The 19,696-nt window shown below is 55.9% G+C and carries 16 protein-coding genes; 9 read left to right on the forward strand and 7 right to left on the reverse strand.

Features of this window, described 5'->3' with window-relative positions; all coding sequences use genetic code 11:
- Window positions 1-3 precede the first annotated feature (3 nt).
- On the reverse strand, window positions 4-2,826 hold the full coding sequence (gene uvrA / locus KGP25_RS01945; protein WP_045909175.1) for an excinuclease ABC subunit UvrA: 2,823 nt from the start codon (window positions 2,824-2,826) through the stop codon (window positions 4-6).
- A 250-nt stretch (window positions 2,827-3,076) separates the two neighbouring features.
- Here uvrA and ssb1 point away from each other — a divergent pair, with 250 nt between their 5' ends.
- Complete coding sequence (gene ssb1, locus KGP25_RS01950) at window positions 3,077-3,601, forward strand: single-stranded DNA-binding protein SSB1 (protein WP_008503384.1); 525 nt, start codon at window positions 3,077-3,079, stop codon at window positions 3,599-3,601.
- A gap of 61 nt (window positions 3,602-3,662) precedes the next feature.
- On the opposite strand, the gene KGP25_RS01955 is transcribed toward ssb1, so the two are convergent.
- On the reverse strand, window positions 3,663-3,944 hold the full coding sequence (locus tag KGP25_RS01955; protein WP_045261050.1) for a YjcB family protein: 282 nt from the start codon (window positions 3,942-3,944) through the stop codon (window positions 3,663-3,665).
- A 491-nt stretch (window positions 3,945-4,435) separates the two neighbouring features.
- Between KGP25_RS01955 and KGP25_RS01960 the strand changes: the two genes are divergently transcribed.
- Both KGP25_RS01960 and KGP25_RS01965 read left to right on the forward strand, forming a co-directional pair.
- Window positions 4,436-5,839 (forward strand): sensor domain-containing diguanylate cyclase, encoded by a 1,404-nt coding sequence (locus tag KGP25_RS01960; protein WP_223539883.1) that lies wholly within the window; start codon window positions 4,436-4,438, stop codon window positions 5,837-5,839.
- Between the two features lie 339 nt (window positions 5,840-6,178).
- Window positions 6,179-7,744 (forward strand): EAL domain-containing protein, encoded by a 1,566-nt coding sequence (locus tag KGP25_RS01965; protein ID WP_048030238.1) that lies wholly within the window; start codon window positions 6,179-6,181, stop codon window positions 7,742-7,744.
- 6 nt (window positions 7,745-7,750) lie between these two features.
- Here the strand turns inward: KGP25_RS01965 and soxS are convergent, their stop codons facing one another.
- Window positions 7,751-8,077, reverse strand: a complete 327-nt coding sequence (gene soxS, locus KGP25_RS01970) for a superoxide response transcriptional regulator SoxS (protein ID WP_008503387.1) — start codon at window positions 8,075-8,077, stop codon at window positions 7,751-7,753.
- A gap of 98 nt (window positions 8,078-8,175) precedes the next feature.
- On the opposite strand from soxS, the gene soxR reads away from it, so the two are divergent.
- From soxR to KGP25_RS01990, 4 genes are all read left to right on the forward strand, one after another.
- The gene (gene soxR, locus KGP25_RS01975) at window positions 8,176-8,634 is read left to right on the forward strand and encodes a redox-sensitive transcriptional activator SoxR (protein WP_008503388.1); all 459 of its coding nucleotides are present in this window, start codon (window positions 8,176-8,178) and stop codon (window positions 8,632-8,634) included.
- A gap of 339 nt (window positions 8,635-8,973) precedes the next feature.
- A complete protein-coding gene (locus tag KGP25_RS01980; protein ID WP_048989830.1) occupies window positions 8,974-9,645 on the forward strand; it encodes a glutathione S-transferase in 672 nt (223 codons plus the stop codon).
- Between the two features lie 294 nt (window positions 9,646-9,939).
- Window positions 9,940-11,289, forward strand: coding sequence for a guanine/hypoxanthine transporter GhxP (gene ghxP / locus KGP25_RS01985; protein WP_223539884.1), 1,350 nt, complete (start codon window positions 9,940-9,942; stop codon window positions 11,287-11,289).
- 150 nt (window positions 11,290-11,439) lie between these two features.
- Window positions 11,440-13,083: a Na+/H+ antiporter gene (locus KGP25_RS01990; RefSeq protein ID WP_223539885.1), complete on the forward strand. Its 1,644-nt coding sequence runs from the start codon at window positions 11,440-11,442 to the stop codon at window positions 13,081-13,083.
- A gap of 84 nt (window positions 13,084-13,167) precedes the next feature.
- Here the strand turns inward: KGP25_RS01990 and KGP25_RS01995 are convergent, their stop codons facing one another.
- Complete coding sequence (locus tag KGP25_RS01995) at window positions 13,168-14,055, reverse strand: LysR family transcriptional regulator (protein ID WP_024906729.1); 888 nt, start codon at window positions 14,053-14,055, stop codon at window positions 13,168-13,170.
- 102 nt (window positions 14,056-14,157) lie between these two features.
- Between KGP25_RS01995 and KGP25_RS02000 the strand changes: the two genes are divergently transcribed.
- Both KGP25_RS02000 and KGP25_RS02005 read left to right on the forward strand, forming a co-directional pair.
- Window positions 14,158-14,568 (forward strand): CidA/LrgA family protein, encoded by a 411-nt coding sequence (locus KGP25_RS02000; RefSeq protein WP_021242769.1) that lies wholly within the window; start codon window positions 14,158-14,160, stop codon window positions 14,566-14,568.
- Entirely contained in the window at window positions 14,561-15,250 is a 690-nt protein-coding gene (locus tag KGP25_RS02005) for an LrgB family protein (RefSeq protein WP_045909180.1), read from the forward strand. Before KGP25_RS02000 ends, KGP25_RS02005 begins: the two co-directional genes overlap by 8 nt.
- A 32-nt stretch (window positions 15,251-15,282) precedes the next feature.
- Here the strand turns inward: KGP25_RS02005 and actP are convergent, their stop codons facing one another.
- The 3 genes from actP to acs form a co-directional block, all read right to left on the reverse strand.
- Complete coding sequence (gene actP, locus KGP25_RS02010) at window positions 15,283-16,932, reverse strand: cation/acetate symporter ActP (RefSeq protein WP_223539886.1); 1,650 nt, start codon at window positions 16,930-16,932, stop codon at window positions 15,283-15,285.
- On the reverse strand, window positions 16,929-17,243 hold the full coding sequence (locus KGP25_RS02015) for a DUF485 domain-containing protein (RefSeq protein WP_008503396.1): 315 nt from the start codon (window positions 17,241-17,243) through the stop codon (window positions 16,929-16,931). Before KGP25_RS02015 ends, actP begins: the two co-directional genes overlap by 4 nt.
- 134 nt (window positions 17,244-17,377) lie before the next feature.
- Window positions 17,378-19,336: an acetate--CoA ligase gene (gene acs, locus KGP25_RS02020; RefSeq protein WP_045909182.1), complete on the reverse strand. Its 1,959-nt coding sequence runs from the start codon at window positions 19,334-19,336 to the stop codon at window positions 17,378-17,380.
- Between the last annotated feature and the right edge of the window lie 360 nt (window positions 19,337-19,696).

Genomic DNA, 19,696 nt, shown 5'->3' on the forward strand with positions numbered 1-19,696 from the left:
CAATTACAGCAACGGTTTAAGGAAGCGCGCGGTGTGCGAGGCTTCGCACTCTGCAACGGTCTCTGGCGTACCGGAGACGAGGATTTCACCGCCGCCGCTGCCGCCTTCCGGGCCGAGATCGACAATCCAGTCCGCGGTTTTAATCACGTCCAGGTTATGTTCGATGACCACGATAGTGTTGCCCTGATCGCGCAGTTGATGCAGCACGTCCAGCAGCTGCTGGATGTCGGCAAAGTGCAGACCGGTGGTCGGCTCATCCAGGATATACAGCGTCTGGCCAGTACCGCGTTTTGACAGCTCGCGCGCCAGCTTCACGCGCTGCGCTTCACCGCCGGACAGCGTTGTTGCGGACTGACCCAGACGAATGTAGGTCAGGCCGACGTCCATCAGCGTCTGCAGCTTACGCGCCAGTGCGGGAACGGCGTCAAAGAACTCGCGCGCCTCTTCGATAGTCATGTCCAGCACTTCGTGGATGGTCTTGCCCTTGTACTTAATCTCCAGCGTTTCGCGGTTATAGCGTTTGCCTTTGCACTGGTCGCACGGCACGTAGATATCCGGCAGGAAGTGCATCTCAACCTTGATCACGCCATCGCCCTGGCACGCTTCGCAGCGGCCGCCGCGTACGTTAAAGCTGAAACGCCCTGGCGTATACCCGCGTGAACGCGCTTCCGGCACACCGGCAAACAGTTCACGTACGGGCGTGAAAACGCCGGTATAGGTTGCCGGGTTAGATCGCGGCGTACGGCCAATCGGGCTCTGGTCGATATCGATAACTTTATCGAAATGCTCCAGCCCCTGAATGTCGCGGTACGGTGCCGGCTCTGCCAGCGTCGCACCGTTTAGCGCGGTCTGTGCAATTGGGAACAGCGTATCGTTGATCAGCGTCGATTTACCGGAGCCGGACACGCCGGTGACACAGGTAAACAGCCCGACGGGCAGGGTCAGGGTGACGTCTTTCAGGTTGTTGCCGCGCGCGCCGGTCAGCTTCAGCACTTTTTCCGGATCCGCTGCTACGCGCTGTTTGGGTACATCAATCTTGCGCTTGCCGCTCATGTACTGGCCGGTCAGCGACTCGGGCACCGCCATAATGTCTTTCAGCGTCCCTTCCGCCACCACCTGGCCACCGTGCACGCCAGCACCCGGGCCGATGTCGATCACGTGGTCTGCGGCGCGGATCGCGTCTTCGTCGTGCTCGACCACAATCACCGTGTTACCGAGATTGCGCAGGTGGATCAGGGTGCCGAGCAGACGTTCGTTATCGCGCTGGTGCAGGCCGATTGACGGCTCGTCCAGCACGTACATCACGCCCACCAGGCCCGCACCAATCTGGCTCGCCAGACGAATACGTTGGGCTTCACCGCCGGAGAGCGTTTCTGCCGAGCGGGAAAGTGTCAGGTAGTTCAGGCCGACGTTCACCAGGAACTTCAGGCGATCGCCAATCTCTTTCAGCACTTTTTCGGCGATTTTCGCGCGCTGGCCAGAGAGCTTCAGGTTATTGAAGAAGTCCATCGCGTGGCCGATGCTCATGTCTGAGATGGTCGGCAGCGCCGTATTTTCCACAAACACGTGGCGCGCTTCGCGACGCAGGCGCGTGCCCTCGCAGGTGGCGCAGGAGCGGTTGCTGATGAACTTCGCCAGCTCTTCGCGCACCGCGCTGGATTCGGTCTCTTTGTAGCGGCGCTCCATATTGTGCAGCACCCCTTCGAACGGGTGGCGACGTACGGAGGTATCACCGCGATCGTTCATGTATTTGAACTCGATGTTCTCTTTGCCAGAGCCGAACAGGATCACTTTGTGTACGTTCGGGCTCAGGCTGGCCCACGGCGCTTCCACGTCGAACTTGTAGTGCTCCGCCAGCGACTTCAGCATCTGGAAGTAATAGAAGTTACGCTTGTCCCAGCCGCGAATGGCGCCGCCCGCCAAAGAAAGCTCCGGATTTTGGATCACGCGGTCCGGATCGAAATACTGCTGCACGCCCAGGCCGTCACACGTCGGGCAGGCGCCCGCCGGGTTGTTGAACGAGAACAGGCGCGGTTCCAGCTCGCGCATGCTGTAGCCGCAAATCGGGCAGGCAAAGTTGGCGGAGAAGAGCAGCTCTTCCGCTTTCGGGTCGTCCATATCGGAGACCACGGCCGTGCCGCCGGAGAGTTCCAGCGCCGTTTCAAACGATTCTGCGAGACGCGTGGCGAGATCGTCACGCACCTTAAAGCGATCAATCACCACCTCGATGGTGTGCTTCTTCTGCAGTTCCAGCTTGGGCGGATCGGACAGGTCACACACTTCGCCGTCAATACGGGCGCGGATATAACCCTGGCTTGCCAGGTTTTCCAGCGTTTTGGTGTGCTCACCCTTACGCTCTTTGATGATCGGCGCCAGCAGCATCAGGCGCTTGCCTTCCGGCTGCGACAGGACGTTGTCCACCATCTGGCTGACGGTCTGTGCCGCCAGCGGGACGTCGTGGTCCGGGCAGCGCGGCTCACCCACGCGGGCATACAGCAGACGCAGGTAGTCATGGATTTCGGTAATGGTACCGACCGTTGAACGCGGGTTATGCGAGGTGGATTTCTGCTCAATAGAGATAGCAGGGGACAACCCTTCAATGTGGTCGACATCCGGTTTTTCCATCAGCGACAGGAACTGACGCGCGTACGCAGAGAGTGATTCAACGTAACGACGCTGTCCTTCGGCATACAGGGTGTCGAAAGCCAGTGAGGATTTGCCAGACCCCGACAGCCCGGTCACGACAATCAGCTTGTCGCGAGGGATTATCAGGTTGATATTCTTGAGATTGTGGGTGCGGGCGCCCCGAACTTCGATCTTATCCATTCACCTTTCCCGGTTGGAACACGGATTGCCTGGTTTGTTTGAAGGACAAACGGCTGTCAGAAACGGCTAATTATGACACAATTTGACCTGTTTGAATATACAGTATTGGAATGCATTTTCTGATTCTCTGTGTAACAATGTGGAGTTGCGGGAGAACTCTGGAACGTGCTACGCAACTATCAAAGTGCAGCATGGAAATGGTACACTCGCGCGTTTACACTATTAAGAAACGTATTCAGGAGACACGAACATGGCCAGCAGAGGCGTAAACAAGGTGATTCTCGTCGGTAATCTGGGCCAGGACCCGGAAGTACGCTACATGCCGAGTGGTGGCGCAGTTGCCAACATTACGCTGGCTACTTCCGAATCCTGGCGTGATAAAGCGACCGGTGAGATGAAAGAGCAGACCGAATGGCACCGCGTTGTGCTGTTTGGCAAACTGGCCGAAGTGGCCGGTGAATATCTGCGTAAAGGTTCTCAGGTCTATATCGAAGGCCAGCTGCGCACCCGCAAATGGACCGATCAGTCCGGTGCTGAGAAGTACACGACGGAAGTGGTGGTTAACGTCGGCGGCACCATGCAGATGCTGGGTGGCCGTCAGGGCGGCGGCGCACCAGCAGGTGGCGGCCAGCAGCAGGGCGGTTGGGGTCAGCCTCAGCAGCCGCAGGGTGGCAACCAGTTCAGCGGCGGCGCGCAGTCTCGCCCGCAGCAGCAGTCTGCTCCTGCACCGTCTAACGAACCGCCAATGGATTTCGACGACGACATTCCGTTCTGATTTCCGCGTTCCCCAAACAAAAAACCCAGACATCGTCTGGGTTTTTTTATTCCATAAGGGATCAGGTAATCACCATCGGCCAGTCTGGTGGCGTGTGACTCATCGCCTCAACCATCACCACTTTGATATTTTCCCAGACGGCGGCCATATCCAGCAGGGTAATGCCAAGCAGACCCGTTGCAAACCAGCAGGCAGCCCCCAGCCCCAACAGCGTGCTGATGACAGCGAGACCCGCGTAGTCAGATTTACGAAACTGAATGTTCAGCGTGCTGGCCAAAAACATCAGTACCGCACTCAACAAAGGCCAGCGCAGGAGTACCATGCTGGTAGTAATGGTTGCCATAAAACCCATCCTCTATAAAACAGACGAACTGAATGAAACAGAGTGTTTTTGTTACATAAGTTGTGTGAACTATATCACGTTTGCTGTTTTATTCGCCAGTCCCGGGATGATGAAAAACGAGCGATTCATAGTTGCCGAGAATCAGTGGGTGTCTGAGTGAAAATATATCTTTGCTGGCTAAGTTCCCCAGTTCCCGCACTCTTTATAATGAATTCATTAAGATAGCAAAACTGATGCAAAAGGACGCACGCTGTACAATGTTTACAGCAATAACCCTATGGCTTATGCTTGAGTGGACAATTAATTTTACTCGCAGCTAACCTTTCAGGTTTTTGAATTTCATTATTTTTTTATTTCTTTGTACGTTTTTAATTACACACAACGTTGTTTTTAATTCGCTACGCTGAGATTCAGCCTGCACGTTGGTTTGTCGATTTTTCGAATCTGAAGAAAGTTGCGTCCGGTTTATCGCCTGATAATCAGCGAAAAAAATGAAAGAAAACCGACGTGAGATTGTTAATGACAGCATGCAGGCGTTGCATGCGCTGGCTAAGCTAATGCCCCAGCTTCATGCTCAATGTTCTCTGGCCGACATGCTGGCGACCATCAGTCGCGCGCTGGGCGCAAGCCTTGCCTGGGTCAGCGTTAACGGTGATGACGGGCTGAAGCGCGTGGTGTCCGCCGGGGAGATGACCTGCCATCCCCTCGACGTGGCCGATTTCCTGGCGAACACGCTGCTTCAGCGACATCATCGATCGTGGCGGGTGGTTTACTGGAAAGAGAATATTGGCCGCACGTTATTTCCTCCTCAGCACCCGGGCTATGCGCAACTGCAAAGCGGTGTGCTGTGCAAGCTTTCAACCCAAAACTGGCACTGCAGCGGCTATTTCTTTTTAGCGTTCGAAGAAAGGCTTTCTTCTTTGCCGATTCTGAAAAATATCGTCGTGGTGCTGGTCGAAAAATTAAAAGACTATTTTGCGGAAATTATTGCCCGAGAAAAAACGGCGCAGGAAATGCAGCGCGTCGTGACGCAATATAAGACGCTCTTTGAACGCGCCCCGGTTTTAATGAACTCTTTCGACAAATTTAACCGCTGCGTGCTGTGGAATGCCGAATGTGAAAAAGTATTCGGCTGGACGATGGCGGAGATCGCGGAACATGCCGATCCGCTTTCGCTGTTTTATCCCGATCCTGAAGAGCGGCGGCGGGTAAGAGAGTCGGTCAATGTCTCGCCGCTGAAGGATATGTATGAATGGCATCCGCTACGCAAAGACGGCACCCCGCTGACGGTGCTGTGGTCAAACATTCTGTTGCCGGACAACTCTATCCTCAATATTGGGCTGGATATCACCGAGCGGAAAAAAGCCGAACAGCAGCTCGAGGTTAAAGCCACCACTGACGATCTCACCGTCTGCTTTAACCGGTCGGCGATTTTGCAGCAGCTGGAGCTTGCGCTGGCCGCCAGTACCAGGCAGGAGGCTAACAGCCATTTTTGCGTTCTGATGTTTGACCTGGATTTTTTCAAACAGATCAACGACGAGTGGGGACACCCGGTGGGCGATGCGGCGCTTCTTTACTTCTGTAATGCTATCCGTGAGTTGGCCCCTTCGGGCTCCGCATTAGGGCGTGTGGGAGGGGAGGAATTTTTGCTCCTGCTGGCGCAAACTGACGGCAATGGCGCTGCGCAACTCTCCGTCAGGTTGCGCACCGTTCTGCAAACTCATCCGCTGATTGTGGGCGAGAGAACGCTGTCGCTGTCGTTTAGCGCAGGGGTCGTGGAAGTCCGCGGGGGACAGCGGGATACTTCAGCCTTGCTAAGGCGTGCTGATAAAGCGTTATATGAGGCTAAGCATTTAGGGCGAGGAAAAACGGTGGTGGCGGCTGATTATTTATAAATCAGTGAACACAATACACCCGATCAAATAGCATAAAACGTCATGATGACAGTGTGCTTTTTTCATGCTGCCAGAAGTTTGGCTTAATCAACAATCGTCTGTTGTGTTATCTTCCCACCGCCCTTACGGGCTGGATAATTATTTTCCTTAATTGAAACGGAACGAATACTTACAGTTTCACTTACGGGAAAATATTATCGTCATAACGAAATTTAAGATTTTTAATACGAAAAGTCAGTTGCTAACTTCGCATGATTCATGCAACGTAATCACCTGTTTAACACAGCATCCGGCCTTCATTACTACAGGCGTACAACATGCAGGGATATAGGGCGGGAAATGAATCGTAGCGCGCAGCGCAAGATGCTCAGGGTGGTAGGGATCATCATGGTAGTTATGCTGCCGGTGATGCTTGCGCTATGGTTTGCCCAGCTAAGAGCCGTGTCTGAAACAAGCGCCCAGCTACGGACATTTGCTGAACTGGCTTTAGACAAAACAGAGCTGGTTATACAGCAGGTTGATCTGGCCCGGGACGAGGCGGAAAAATATCGGGGCGAGCTTTGCACCCCGGGACACCGTCAATATATGTTGAACGTTGTTCGTGGCCGCCTGTTTGTTGCCGATTTAATTTATGCTGAAGGTCAGAATTTTCTTTGTTCGACCGTTTTTACACCGGATCGTCCCTACGCCATTCCCGTCGCTAATTACACGCGTAAACCTGACGTCGCTATCTATTATTATCGCGACACCCCATTTTATACTGGTTATAAAATGACATATATGCAGCGTGGAAATTATGTGGTGGTCGTTAATCCACTTTCATACAGCGAAGTCATGTCTGCGGATCATTCTCTCTCGTGGGGGGTATACGACACGGTAACCAATGCTTTCTTTTCCGTCAGTCAGAAAGCCAATGTTTCTTTATTAAATTCGATGATTCGGGATAAGGAATCGGTATTTCAAAAAGATAACCGCTTTTATACGATCGTCACATCCCCCAAAAGACCGATTGCGGCCATCGTGTCGACATCGAATAAACGCTTTTATGAAACGCTTTACCATCAGGCGACATTAACGCTGCCGCTGGGAATGATTTGCAGCATTATTATTTTGCTGGTCTGGTCCCGTACCCATCGTGAGCTCAATTCGCCGGGGCGTTTATTGCACAGGGCGCTGAACAAACGCCAGCTTTGCGTGCACTATCAGCCGATTATTGATATCAAGAACAACCGGTGTGTCGGCGCGGAGGCGTTATTACGCTGGCCTGGTTTTAACGGGCAGGTGATGAGCCCGGCTGAGTTTATTCCGCTGGCTGAAAATGAGGGGATGAGCGAGCGGATTACGGATTATGTCGTTGAGGAAGTGTTCAGTGATTTAGGCCATTTCCTGGCCGAGCATCCGCATCTCTATATTTCGATTAACCTGTCGGCGACGGATTTCCACTCCTCGCGGCTGATCGCCATGATTTCTGAGAAGGCCCGCCACTATGCCGTCCGCGCGCAGCAAATCAAAATTGAAGTGACGGAACGCGGTTTTATCGATGTGCCTAAAACCACGCCGGTGATTCAGGCTTTTCGTCAGGCGGGGTATGAAGTGGCCATCGATGATTTCGGTACCGGCTACTCGAACCTGCACAATCTCTACTCGCTGAACGTCGATATTCTGAAAATCGACAAATCGTTTATCGATACCTTAACGACCAACAGCACCAGCCACCTGATCGCCGAGCATATTATCGAGATGGCGCAAAGCCTGCGGCTGAAAACCATTGCGGAAGGGGTTGAGACGGCAGAGCAGGTGAGCTGGCTGTTGAAGCGCGGCGTCCAGTTTTGTCAGGGATGGCACTTCGCGAAAGCGATGCCGCCCCAGGAATTTATGACCTGGCAGCAGCAACCTTTGCACTGAGCGTGATTAATTTAACTGGTGGCGATAGTCGCTCGGCGTGCGGTCAAACTCGCGGCGAAACACGCGGGAAAAGGTTTGTTGCGACACATAGCCAAGATCCATCGCGATATCAAAAATCGGCCGCTGCGTTGAGCGTAGCGCCTGCGCCGCCAGCAGCAGTCTGCGCTGACGAATGTACTCACCCAGCGTCTGATGCATGACCGTACGGAACATTCTCTGTAAATACCATTTCGAATAGCCCGACTTTTTCGCGACCACATCAATGTTCAACGGTTGGTCGATATGGTCATCAATCCATTCAATAAGCGTCTGAATAATCTGCTGATGCGACATAAGGTTGCCCCTCTGTAGATACAACTATCTCGGTTAATTCGTCGTTTTCTCTGCGGGGGAGTATAATTCCTCAAGTTAACTTGAGGTAAAGAGGTTTTATGGAAAAGAGATTGCCGCGCATTAAAGCGCTGTTAACCCCCGGCGAAGTGGCAAAGCGAAGCGGCGTGGCGGTATCGGCGCTCCACTTCTATGAAAGCAAAGGGTTAATTAAAAGCATCCGTAATGGCGGCAACCAGCGTCGCTATACCCGCGACGTGCTCCGCTACGTGGCGATTATCAAAATTGCGCAACGAATCGGAATTCCCCTGGCCACGATCGGCGAGGCATTTGGCGTGCTGCCGGAAGGGCACACGCTGAGCCCGAAAGAGTGGAAAGAGCTGTCGTCCCAGTGGCGTGAAGAGTTGGACAGGCGTATTCATACGCTGGTCGCGCTGCGTGACGAACTGGATGGCTGCATTGGCTGCGGCTGCCTGTCGCGCAGCGACTGCCCACTGCGTAACCCCGGCGACAAACTGGGCGAGCAGGGGACGGGAGCGCGGTTGCTGGAAGAGGATTGAGATCGGTTTGCCGGGTGGCGGCTGCGCCTTACCCGGCCTACAAAACCGAGAACGTAGGCAAAACCCCACATACATAAAGAACTAAAGCGCCACAAAGGGCGCTTTAGTTTTTCCCGGTCTTTGTCTTTCTCTCTATCCCGCTGGTTCACGGGAGGGTTTCCCCCGACATCAGCACCCCTCGTGTCGAGCTGGTTGGGGAGGTTCCGGATTGTGCTGACACTTTAATTCTATGCAAGGCCCGTTTTTTCGCCAGCGACGCTGACCGGTTTTTAGCCGAATTTTTTTCGCGGTGTTGTTCAATTTTCTATAGTTAAAAAGTATGAATAACAGGAGAAAGCCATGCTCACGGTACACCACCTAAACCAGTCGCGCTCGCACCGCGTAATCTGGGCGCTGGAAGAACTCGGTCTGCCTTATGAGATCGTTCACTATCAGCGCGAAAAGAACATGCTGGCACCTGAGGCGCTCAAAAAGGTGCATCCGTTGGGCAAATCACCGGTCATCGAAGATAACGGACTGATCCTCGCAGAGTCAGGCGCCATTCTGGAGTATCTGCAGGAGACGTACGATCCCGAGTCGCGGCTTAAGCCTTTAGATCCGGCGCATAAGGTGCAGTACCGCTTCTGGCTGCACTACGCGGAAGGATCGCTGATGCCGCTGCTGTTAATGAAGCTGGTCTTCAACAGCCTCGGCAAGCCGCCGGTGCCGTTTGGTATCCGAACCCTGGGGAAAGCGCTGGGGCAGGGGGTGCAGAAAGCGTACCTCAACCGCCAGCTGGAAACCCATGCACGCTTTATTGAGTCGCACCTTGCTAAAAACAGCTGGTTTGCCGGGGATTCGCTCAGCATGGCCGACATCCAGATGAGCTTCCCGATCTTTGCCCTGCTGGCGCGCGGCGGTATTAATAACCTGCCGCATAGTCAGGCATGGAAAACGAAGGTTGAAAACAGCCCTGGCTGGCAACGAACCCTGGCACAAGGGGGGCCGTTATCCATCCCGGGGGAGGATTGAAATGTAAACAAATTGCGCATAGACGATAACGTTTGCGCATCCTCTGTTTATTTCTTCAGCGTCATAAGTGAATTTTAGCGAAAAACGATAAAGTTCAGTTGAAAAGGGCGGGGATTAGGCTAGATAATCGTTTGCCTTAATTTGACCACCCGTTTGTAAGCGCGGAGCTAAACGTTTGCTTTTTCTGTGACGCCCTTTCGTCGCAAACGCAACACAAGGATTTGACGTTTAGCTGGCAGTGGCGTCTCCACCTCGCTTACGGACTTCCTAAAAAACTCTCAGGGGATGTTTTCTATGTCTACGCCATCTGCGCGTACTGGCGGTTCACTTGACGCCATGTTTAAAATTTCGGCCCGCGGCAGCACCGTGCGCCAGGAAATCGTTGCCGGTTTGACAACGTTTCTGGCGATGGTGTATTCCGTCATCGTTGTGCCGGGCATGCTGGGCAAAGCGGGCTTCCCGCCAGCCGCTGTCTTTGTAGCGACCTGCCTTGTGGCCGGCGTGGGCTCTATCGTGATGGGCCTGTGGGCGAACCTGCCGCTGGCGATTGGTTGCGCCATCTCCCTGACCGCGTTTACCGCGTTCAGCCTGGTGCTGGGCCAGCACATCAGCGTACCGGTTGCGCTGGGCGCCGTGTTCCTGATGGGTGTGCTGTTTACCGTTATTTCAGCGACCGGCATCCGTAGCTGGATCTTGCGCAACCTGCCGCAGGGCGTGGCGCACGGTACCGGCATCGGCATCGGCCTGTTCCTGCTGCTGATCGCCGCCAACGGCGTCGGTCTGGTCATCAAGAACCCGCTGGACGGTCTGCCGGTGGCGCTCGGCCATTTCGCCAGCTTCCCGGTGATCATGTCGCTGATCGGGCTGGCGGTGATTATCGGTCTGGAAAAACTGAAAGTCCCGGGCGGCATCCTGCTGACCATTATCGGCGTTTCCATTGTCGGCCTGATTTTCGATCCGAACGTCCATTTCTCCGGCATTTTCGCCATGCCGTCGCTGAGTGATGACAAAGGCAACTCTCTGATTGGCAGCCTGGATATCGTTGGCGCGCTGAACCCGGTCATCCTGCCAAGCGTGCTGGCGCTGGTAATGACCGCGGTGTTTGACGCGACCGGGACCATTCGTGCGGTGGCCGGTCAGGCGAACCTGCTGGATAAAGACGGTCAGATTATTGACGGTGGCAAAGCGCTGACGACGGACTCCCTGAGCAGCGTCTTCTCAGGCCTGATGGGCGCAGCGCCTGCGGCGGTGTACATCGAGTCCGCAGCGGGTACGGCGGCAGGCGGTAAAACCGGCCTGACGGCGATCACCGTGGGCGTGCTGTTCATGCTGATCCTGTTCCTCTCTCCGCTCTCCTACCTGGTTCCGGCGTACGCGACCGCGCCAGCGCTGATGTACGTTGGCCTGCTGATGCTGAGCAACGTGGCGAAAATCGACTTTGCGGATTTCGTGGACGCGATGTCTGGCCTGATTACCGCGGTCTTTATCGTGCTGACCTGTAACATCGTGACCGGCATTATGATCGGTTTCGCATCGCTGGTGATTGGTCGTCTGGTCTCCGGGGAATGGCGCAAGCTGAACGTTGGCACCGTTGTGATTGCCGTTGCGCTGGTGGCGTTTTACGCGGGCGGCTGGGCAATCTAAATTGGCCTTTGATGCGAAAACGGGTGGCTCAGGCCGCCCGTTTTTATTTTCAGGACTCATCCTGTTGCCTTTTGCGTTACTCTGGGGAAGATAGAATAAAAGGCACGACGCCTTCCGGAGTACATAAGCAACACAGCAAACAGGGAACGCATGGAAATCTTCTTCACAATACTCATCATGACCCTTGTGGTCTCGCTATCCGGGGTGGTTACACGCGTACTGCCCTTTCAGGTCCCCCTGCCATTAATGCAAATTGCCATCGGCGCGCTGCTGGCGTGGCCGACGTTTGGCCTGCACGTGGAATTTGACCCCGAACTGTTCCTCGTGCTGTTCATTCCGCCACTGCTGTTTGCCGATGGCTGGAAAACGCCCACGCGTGAATTCCTTGAGCACGGGCGAGAGATCTTCGGCCTGGCACTTGCGCTGGTGGTGGTCACCGTCGTCGGGATTGGTTTCCTGATCTACTGGACGGTACCGGGTATCCCGTTAATTCCTGCCTTTGCGCTGGCCGCCGTGCTGTCGCCAACCGATGCCGTGGCGCTGTCCGGCATTGTGGGCGAAGGCCGCATTCCGAAGAAAATCATGGGGATTTTACAGGGTGAGGCGCTGATGAATGACGCCTCCGGCCTGGTTGCCCTGAAGTTTGCCGTGGCCGTTGCGATGGGCACGATGGTCTTTACCGTCGGCGGCGCGACGCTGGAGTTCTTTAAGGTAGCCATCGGCGGTATTCTCGCGGGCTTCGTGGTGAGCTGGCTGTACGGCCGCTCGCTGCGCTTCCTCAGCCGCTGGGGGGGCGATGAACCCGCTACGCAGATCGTACTGCTGTTCCTGCTGCCGTTCGCCTCTTATCTGATTGCCGAACATATCGGCGTGTCGGGCATTCTGGCGGCAGTGGCGGCAGGGATGACCATTACCCGCTCTGGCGTGATGCGCCGCGCGCCGCTGGCTATGCGTCTGCGTGCCAACAGCACCTGGGCCATGCTGGAGTTTGTCTTTAACGGCATGGTGTTCCTGCTGTTGGGCCTGCAGCTGCCGGGCATTATGGAATCCTCGCTGGTGGCGGCCGAAGCCGATCCGAACGTTGAAGTCTGGATGCTGTTTACCGACATCGTGCTGATCTACCTGGCGCTGATGCTGGTGCGTTTCGGCTGGCTGTGGACGATGAAAAACTTCAGCGTCCGCTTCCTGAAGAAAAAGCCGATGGAGTTTGGTTCGTGGACAACGCGTGAACTGCTGATTGCCTCTTTTGCGGGCGTACGCGGGGCGATCACCCTTGCCGGTGTCCTCTCCATTCCGCTGCTGCTGCCGACGGGCGACGTCTTCCCGGCGCGTTACGAGCTGGTGTTCCTGGCGGCGGGCGTCATTCTGTTCTCACTGTTTGTCGGCGTGATTATGCTGCCGATTTTACTCCAGCATATTGATGTCGGTGATTCGACCCAGCAGCACAAGGAAGAGCGCATTGCGCGTGCGGCCACCGCCGAAGTGGCGATTGTCGCCATCCAGAAAATGGAAGAACGCCTGGCCGCGGATGCGGAAGAGAACATCGATAATCAGCTGCTGACGGAGGTGAGTTCCCGCGTAATTGGTAACCTTCGCCGCCGCGCGGACGGGCGTAACGATGTGGAAAGCTCGCTGCAGGAGGAGAACCTGGAACGCCGGTTCCGTCTGGCAGCGCTGCGCTCAGAGCGTGCCGAACTGTACCACCTGCGCGCCACGCGCCAGATCAGCAACGAGACGCTGCAAAAGCTGCTGCACGATCTGGACCTGCTGGAAGCACTGTTGATAGAGAATTAGTAGCGCTGTTTTGCCGGGTGGCGGCTTCGCCTTACCGGGCCTACGGTTCGAACGTAGGCCCGGTAAGCGCAGCGCCACCGGGCACTATTCAGACCGCACCCAAAACCCCTCACAACATTGCAGCCACGCCTGCGCGCTCTGCGACAAATAAACCCCTTCACGCCAGATCATCCCTAACTGCCAGTGCAGATCGCTCTCCAGTGGGATCCAGCGCAGCGTGTTTTTATCCAGACGCTCGCAAATCGGCTGCGGCAGAATGGCAATCCCTACGCCGGCCTGCACCATCGCTGCCAGGAAATCCCATTGTCCGCTGCGTACCGCAATGCGCGGCTTGACGTTATGCTGGTTAAACAGCGTCATCAGCTGGCGGCTGAGGGCGAAGTCTTCGTTGTAGATCAGCAGAGGGTGCTCGCCGAGCAGTTCAGGCTTCACCGACTCCCTCTTTAGCCAGTCGCCGGAGCGGGGCACCAGCACGCACAGCGGGTGGCTAAAGAGCGGAAGCGTCGCCAGGCCGCTCTCTTCCTCAACGGGGAGGGCGGTCATTGCCACGTCGAGCTCGCCGTTAGTGACCGCCTGCTGGACGGTTAACCCACCAAACTCCGAAATCTTCAGTTCTACGCCGGGATAACGCTGGCGAAACAGGCTAATCGGTCCGGCCATCATCATGCCGACCATCGGGGGAATGCCGAGGCGAAGCACCCCTTTGGTCAGATGATTAATATCGTCCAGCTCTGCTTCCAGCTGGCGGAACTCCGCCAGAATCGCCAGCCCGCGTTCGAACACCACGCGTCCGGTGTCGGTCAGCAGCAGCTTGCGCCCGTCGCGGATCAGCAGGGTACAGTTCAGTTCATCTTCGAGGTTTTTCAGCATCTTGCTGATGGTGGGCTGGGTAACAAACAACTTCTCCGCTGCGCGGGTAAAACTTTGCTGACGAACCACTTCGACAAAATAGCGCAGCGTTCTTATGTCCATGATTATTCCTCGAAACTATACCTTTGATGATTTTAATTCATTTCAGTCCACACCGTGCGCTCACTATACTGGCACCTCGTCTCATTTTTGAGGAAAACCCCCATGGCCGTGGCGTTAAGCCGTGTTACGCCTGCCGTTGTACAACGACTCCAGGTCCCGGTTCAGGTACTGCTCTACGCGGGACTGTTTGTTTTCGCCGAATATCTTGTCGGCTGGCTCCACCTGCCGTTGCCTGCCAACCTGGTGGGGATGCTGTTGATGCTGACGCTCATCCTCTGTCGCGTGATCCCCCTTAACTGGGTGCGCGCCGGGGCGCGCTGGCTGCTGGCGGAGATGCTGCTGTTCTTTGTCCCTGCCGTGGTGGCGGTGGTGAACTATGCGCAACTGCTGATGGTGGACGGCTGGCGAATCTTTGCGGTGATCGCGCTGAGTACGTTGATGGTGCTGGGGGCGACCGCCTGGGTCGTGGATAAAGTCTACCGGTTTGAAATCAGCAGGCATAAACATGACTAACTTTCAGATCAGCGTCCTGTGCCTGATCGCGACGCTCGGGATCTACTTTGCCAACAAGCGGCTGTATCGCCGGTTTCATGCGCTGCCGCTGATGCCGCTGGTCTTCACGCCGATCCTGCTGGTGCTGATGCTGGTCTTCGGCCACATTTCCTGGCAGAACTACATTGGTGAGTCCCACTGGCTGCTGTGGCTGCTCGGCCCGGCGACCATCGCCTTTGCCGTGCCCGTTTATGACAACCTGGCGATTATCAGGCGCCACTGGATGTCGCTCAGCGCAGGCGTGATCACCGCCACGGTGGTCGCGGTCTGTAGCTCCGTCTGGCTGGCGAGACTGTTTACGCTGCCCGATGAAATTCAGCGCAGCCTGGCCGTGCGCTCGGTGACCACGCCGTTTGCGCTGGCGGCGGCTAAACCCCTCGGCGGACAGCCGGACCTGGTGGCGCTGTTTGTGGTGGTGACGGGCGTCTTTGGGATGGCAGTGGGCGATATGCTCTTTCTGCGGCTTTCTATTCGGGAAGGAATGGCCAAAGGCGCGGGATTTGGCGCGGCGTCGCACGGCGCGGGCACGGCACGTTCCTATGAGCTGGGCCAGCAGGAGGGCGTTGTCGCGAGCCTGGTGATGATGCTGTCGGGCGTGGTGATGGTGCTGGTTGCACCGCTGGTGGCGTGGGTGATGTTTTAAGCTCCCCGGCCAGAATGGCCGGGGAGAAAGGTTTAGTGCGCGCGGCCCTGCTCAACGCCAAGACCGGTTTGTGAACGAATAAACTGGGCGCGGAATTTCTCGCGCTCCAGGTTACCCTCCGGCGAATTGTCGGTGGCCGAGAAGACCCAGATACCGATAAACGCCACGGCAATGGAGAACAGCGCCGGGTATTCATACGGGAAGATGGCGCTGGCGTGACCGAGGATCTGCACCCAGATCGTCGGGCCCAGAATCATCAGGATCACCGCCGTCAGCAGCCCCAGCCAGCCGCCAATCATCGCGCCACGGGTGGTCAGTTTCGACCAGTACATGGAGAGCAGGATGATCGGGAAGTTACAGCTTGCCGCGATGGAGAAGGCCAGCCCCACCATAAAGGCGATGTTTTGCTTCTCGAACAGGATGCCCAGCAGGATCGCCACAACGCCCAGCACCAGCACGGTGATTTTGGAGACCTTCAGCTCATCGCGCTCGCTCGCGCCTTTGCGGAAAACGTTGGCGTAGAGGTCATGCGAGACCGCCGACGCCCCGGCCAGCGTTAAACCCGCAACTACCGCAAGAATGGTGGCGAAGGCCACGGCAGAGATAAAGCCGAGGAACAGGTTGCCGCCCACCGCGTCGGCCAGATGCACCGCCGCCATGTTATTGCCGCCAATCAGCGCGCCCGTGGCATCTTTAAACGCCGGGTTTGCCCCCACCAGCATGATCGCGCCAAAGCCGATGATAAAGGTCAGGATATAGAAGTAGCCCATGAAGCCGGTAGCGTAGAAGACGCTCTTGCGCGCTTCACGCGCATCGCTCACGGTGAAGAAGCGCATCAGAATGTGCGGTAGACCTGCGGTACCAAACATCAGGCCCAGACCGAGCGACAGGGCAGAAATCGGGTCTTTCACCAGCCCGCCCGGGCTCATAATGGCTTCCCCTTTCGGGTGGACCGCCATGGCTTCGGTAAACAGGTTATTGAAGCTGAACCCAACGTGCTTCATCACCATAAAGGCCATAAAGCTGGCGCCGAACAGCAACAATACCGCTTTGATGATTTGCACCCAGGTGGTGGCCAGCATGCCGCCGAACAGGACGTACATCACCATCAGCACACCCACCAGTACCACCGCGATGTGGTAGTTCAGGCCGAACAGCAGCTCGATCAATTTACCCGCGCCCACCATCTGTGCGATCAGATACAACGCCACCACCACCAGCGAACCGCAGGCGGAGAGGGTGCGAATCGGCCCCTGCTTCAGGCGATACGAGGCCACGTCGGCGAAGGTATAGCGGCCCAGGTTGCGCAGGCGCTCGGCAATCAGGAACAGAATGATCGGCCAGCCGACGAGGAAGCCGAGGGAGTAAATCAGGCCGTCATAGCCGGAGGTGTAGACCAGCGCGGAGATCCCGAGGAACGAGGCGGCGGACATAAAGTCACCCGCAATCGCCAGGCCGTTCTGGAAGCCGGTAATGTTGCCGCCTGCGGTGTAGTAGTCGTTACGGGAGCGCACGCGTTTCGACGCCCAGTACGTAATGTACAGCGTCAGCACCACGAAAATCAGGAACATGATAATCGCCTGCCAGTTGGTTGGCTGGCGCTGTACCTCGCCGGTAATGGCATCCGCCGCGTGGGCGGCAAAGGGAAGTGTGGCGGCTAGCGCCGTCAGGACTCGCTTCATGATGCTTTTACCTCTTGCAGTACCGCTTTATTAAGACGATCGAATTCACCGTTCGCGCGCCAGACGTAGACGCCGGTGAGCACAAATGAAATCACAATCACGCCAATGCCAATGGGAATACCGCGCGTCACGCTGGTCCCCTCGTGTAACGGGGTGCCCAGCCAGTGCGGCGCAAAGGCGATCAGCAGAATAAAGCCGACATAGATAATCAGCATGATGATGGAAAGGGTGAAGGCAAACCGTTGCCGCTTATCGACGAGCTCCCTGTAGTGCGCACTATTCTCTATCTGCTGACAAATATGGTCATTCATCACAGAGTCTCCAAAGGTAAGGTTGGTTTGTTTTTATCCCCTCTCCCCTATGGGGAGAGGGTGAGGGCGAGGGGAGGAAGGTGCGGTCTGATGCCCTTACCCCGGCCCTCTCCCACGGGGAGAGGGAGAAAAGATTACGATGGCATTGCGATGGCCTGCTTCTCTTCGAGCAGTTTTTCCACCACGCCAGGATCCGCGAGCGTTGAGGTATCACCGAGGTTGCTGGTGTCCCCTGCCGCGATTTTGCGCAAGATACGGCGCATGATTTTGCCGGAGCGGGTTTTCGGCAGCGAGTCGGTCCAGTGCAGCACGTCCGGCGTGGCCAGCGGGCCAATCTCTTTACGCACCCAGTTGCGCACTTCGGTGTACAGCTCTGGCGACGGTTCTTCACCGTGGTTCAGGGTGACATAGGCGTAAATCGCCTGGCCTTTGATGTTGTGCGGAATACCGACAACGGCCGCTTCGGCAATCTTCGGATGCGACACCAGCGCCGATTCAATCTCCGCGGTGCCCAGACGGTGGCCGGAGACGTTCAGCACGTCGTCCACGCGTCCGGTGATCCAGTAATAACCGTCTTCATCACGGCGCGCGCCGTCGCCGCTGAAGTACATGTTTTTAAAGGTCGAGAAGTAGGTCTGCTCGAAGCGATCGTGATCGCCGAACAGGGTACGCGCCTGACCCGGCCACGAGTCCGTGATCACCAGGTTGCCTTCGGTGGCCCCTTCCAGTGGGTTGCCTTCGTTATCCACCAGCGCAGGCTGTACGCCGAAGAACGGACGGGTCGCCGAGCCCGCTTTAAGTTGCGTGGCGCCCGGCATCGGGGTGATCATGAAACCGCCGGTTTCGGTCTGCCACCAGGTGTCCATGACCGGGCATTTCTCGTTGCCGATTTTCTTCCAGTACCACTCCCAGGCTTCCGGGTTAATCGGCTCGCCCACGGAACCGAGGATGCGCAATGAAGAGCGGTCGGTGCCTTCGATGGCTTTATCGCCTTCCGCCATTAATGCGCGGATTGCCGTTGGCGCGGTGTAGAGAATATTGACCTGATGCTTGTCGACGACCTGGCACATACGCGCCGGTGTCGGCCAGTTGGGCACGCCTTCAAACATCAGCGTTGTTGCGCCACAGGCCAGCGGGCCGTACAGCAGATAGCTGTGCCCGGTGACCCAGCCAACGTCGGCAGTACACCAGTAGATGTCGCCCGGGTGGTAGTCGAAGACGTATTTGAACGTGGTGGCCGCGTAGACCAGATAGCCGCCGGTGGTGTGCAGCACGCCTTTCGGTTTGCCGGTTGAGCCAGAGGTGTAAAGAATGAAGAGCGGATCTTCCGCATTCATCTCTTCAGGCTGATGCTGGTCGCTCGCTTTTTCAATCAGGTCGCTCCACCACAGGTCGCGCCCCTCGTGCCAGTCGATTTTGCCGCCGGTACGCTTAAGGACGATGACGTTGCTGACCGTTTTGACGTTCGGGTTTTTCAGCGCTTCGTCGACGTTTTTCTTGAGTGGGATACCGCGTCCTGCACGCACGCCTTCATCGGCGGTGATCACCAGTTTTGAGCTTGAATCGACAATACGACCCGCAACCGCCTCTGGCGAGAACCCACCAAAGATAACCGAGTGAATGGCGCCGATACGCGCGCAGGCCAGCATGGCCACCGCCGCTTCCGGCACCATCGGCATATAGATTGCGACCACGTCGCCTTTTTTAATGCCTTTTTCCAGCAGGACGTTGGCAAAGCGGCACACGTCGCGGTGCAGTTCTTTATAAGTAATGTGTTTGCTCTGCGAGGCATCATCGCCTTCCCAGATAATCGCCGTCTCGTTCCCGCGCGCGGCAAGGTGACGGTCAAGGCAGTTCGCCGCCAGGTTCAGCGTGCCATCTTCATACCATTTAATGGAGACGTTACCGGGCGCAAAGGAGGTGTTCTTCACCTTCTGATAAGGTTTGATCCAGTCCAGGATATGACCCTGCTCACCCCAGAAGGTGTCCGGGGCGGTGATAGATTGCTGATATTTCTCGTGGTACTGCTCCGGGTTGATCAGGCAACGGTCCGCAATGTTTGCGGGAATGTCATGTTTGTGTATTTGGCTCATGGCTTTTTTTCTCCTTGTAAGATGTTAATAATATGTCGCAAAAACGTTAATAGTAGGGGCTTTACAAGCTTTGTTTATTATTTGGGCTACAGATCACGCATTGTTTGAACAGGTTGAAAAATGAGCGAATGAAACTTTGAAGGAAAATAATTTATGCTGACGATTATTCACATTTATGTTTAAAAAAGCGTTTTTATAACAAAAGGTTATTTATTAGAAACAGGAGAAACTCCCGTCACGGACGCTTTTCCGAGTGAAATGCGTCGTTCTTTAAGGCTTGCGCAACAGGCCGCGCAAATGATACTCATACGCCGCGTTAAAAAATCCCATAAATCGACGCAACACAATTCATACCCTATC

It is taken from the genome of Enterobacter sp. JBIWA003, from assembly GCF_019968825.1.
Lineage (GTDB): Bacteria > Pseudomonadota > Gammaproteobacteria > Enterobacterales > Enterobacteriaceae > Enterobacter > Enterobacter quasiroggenkampii.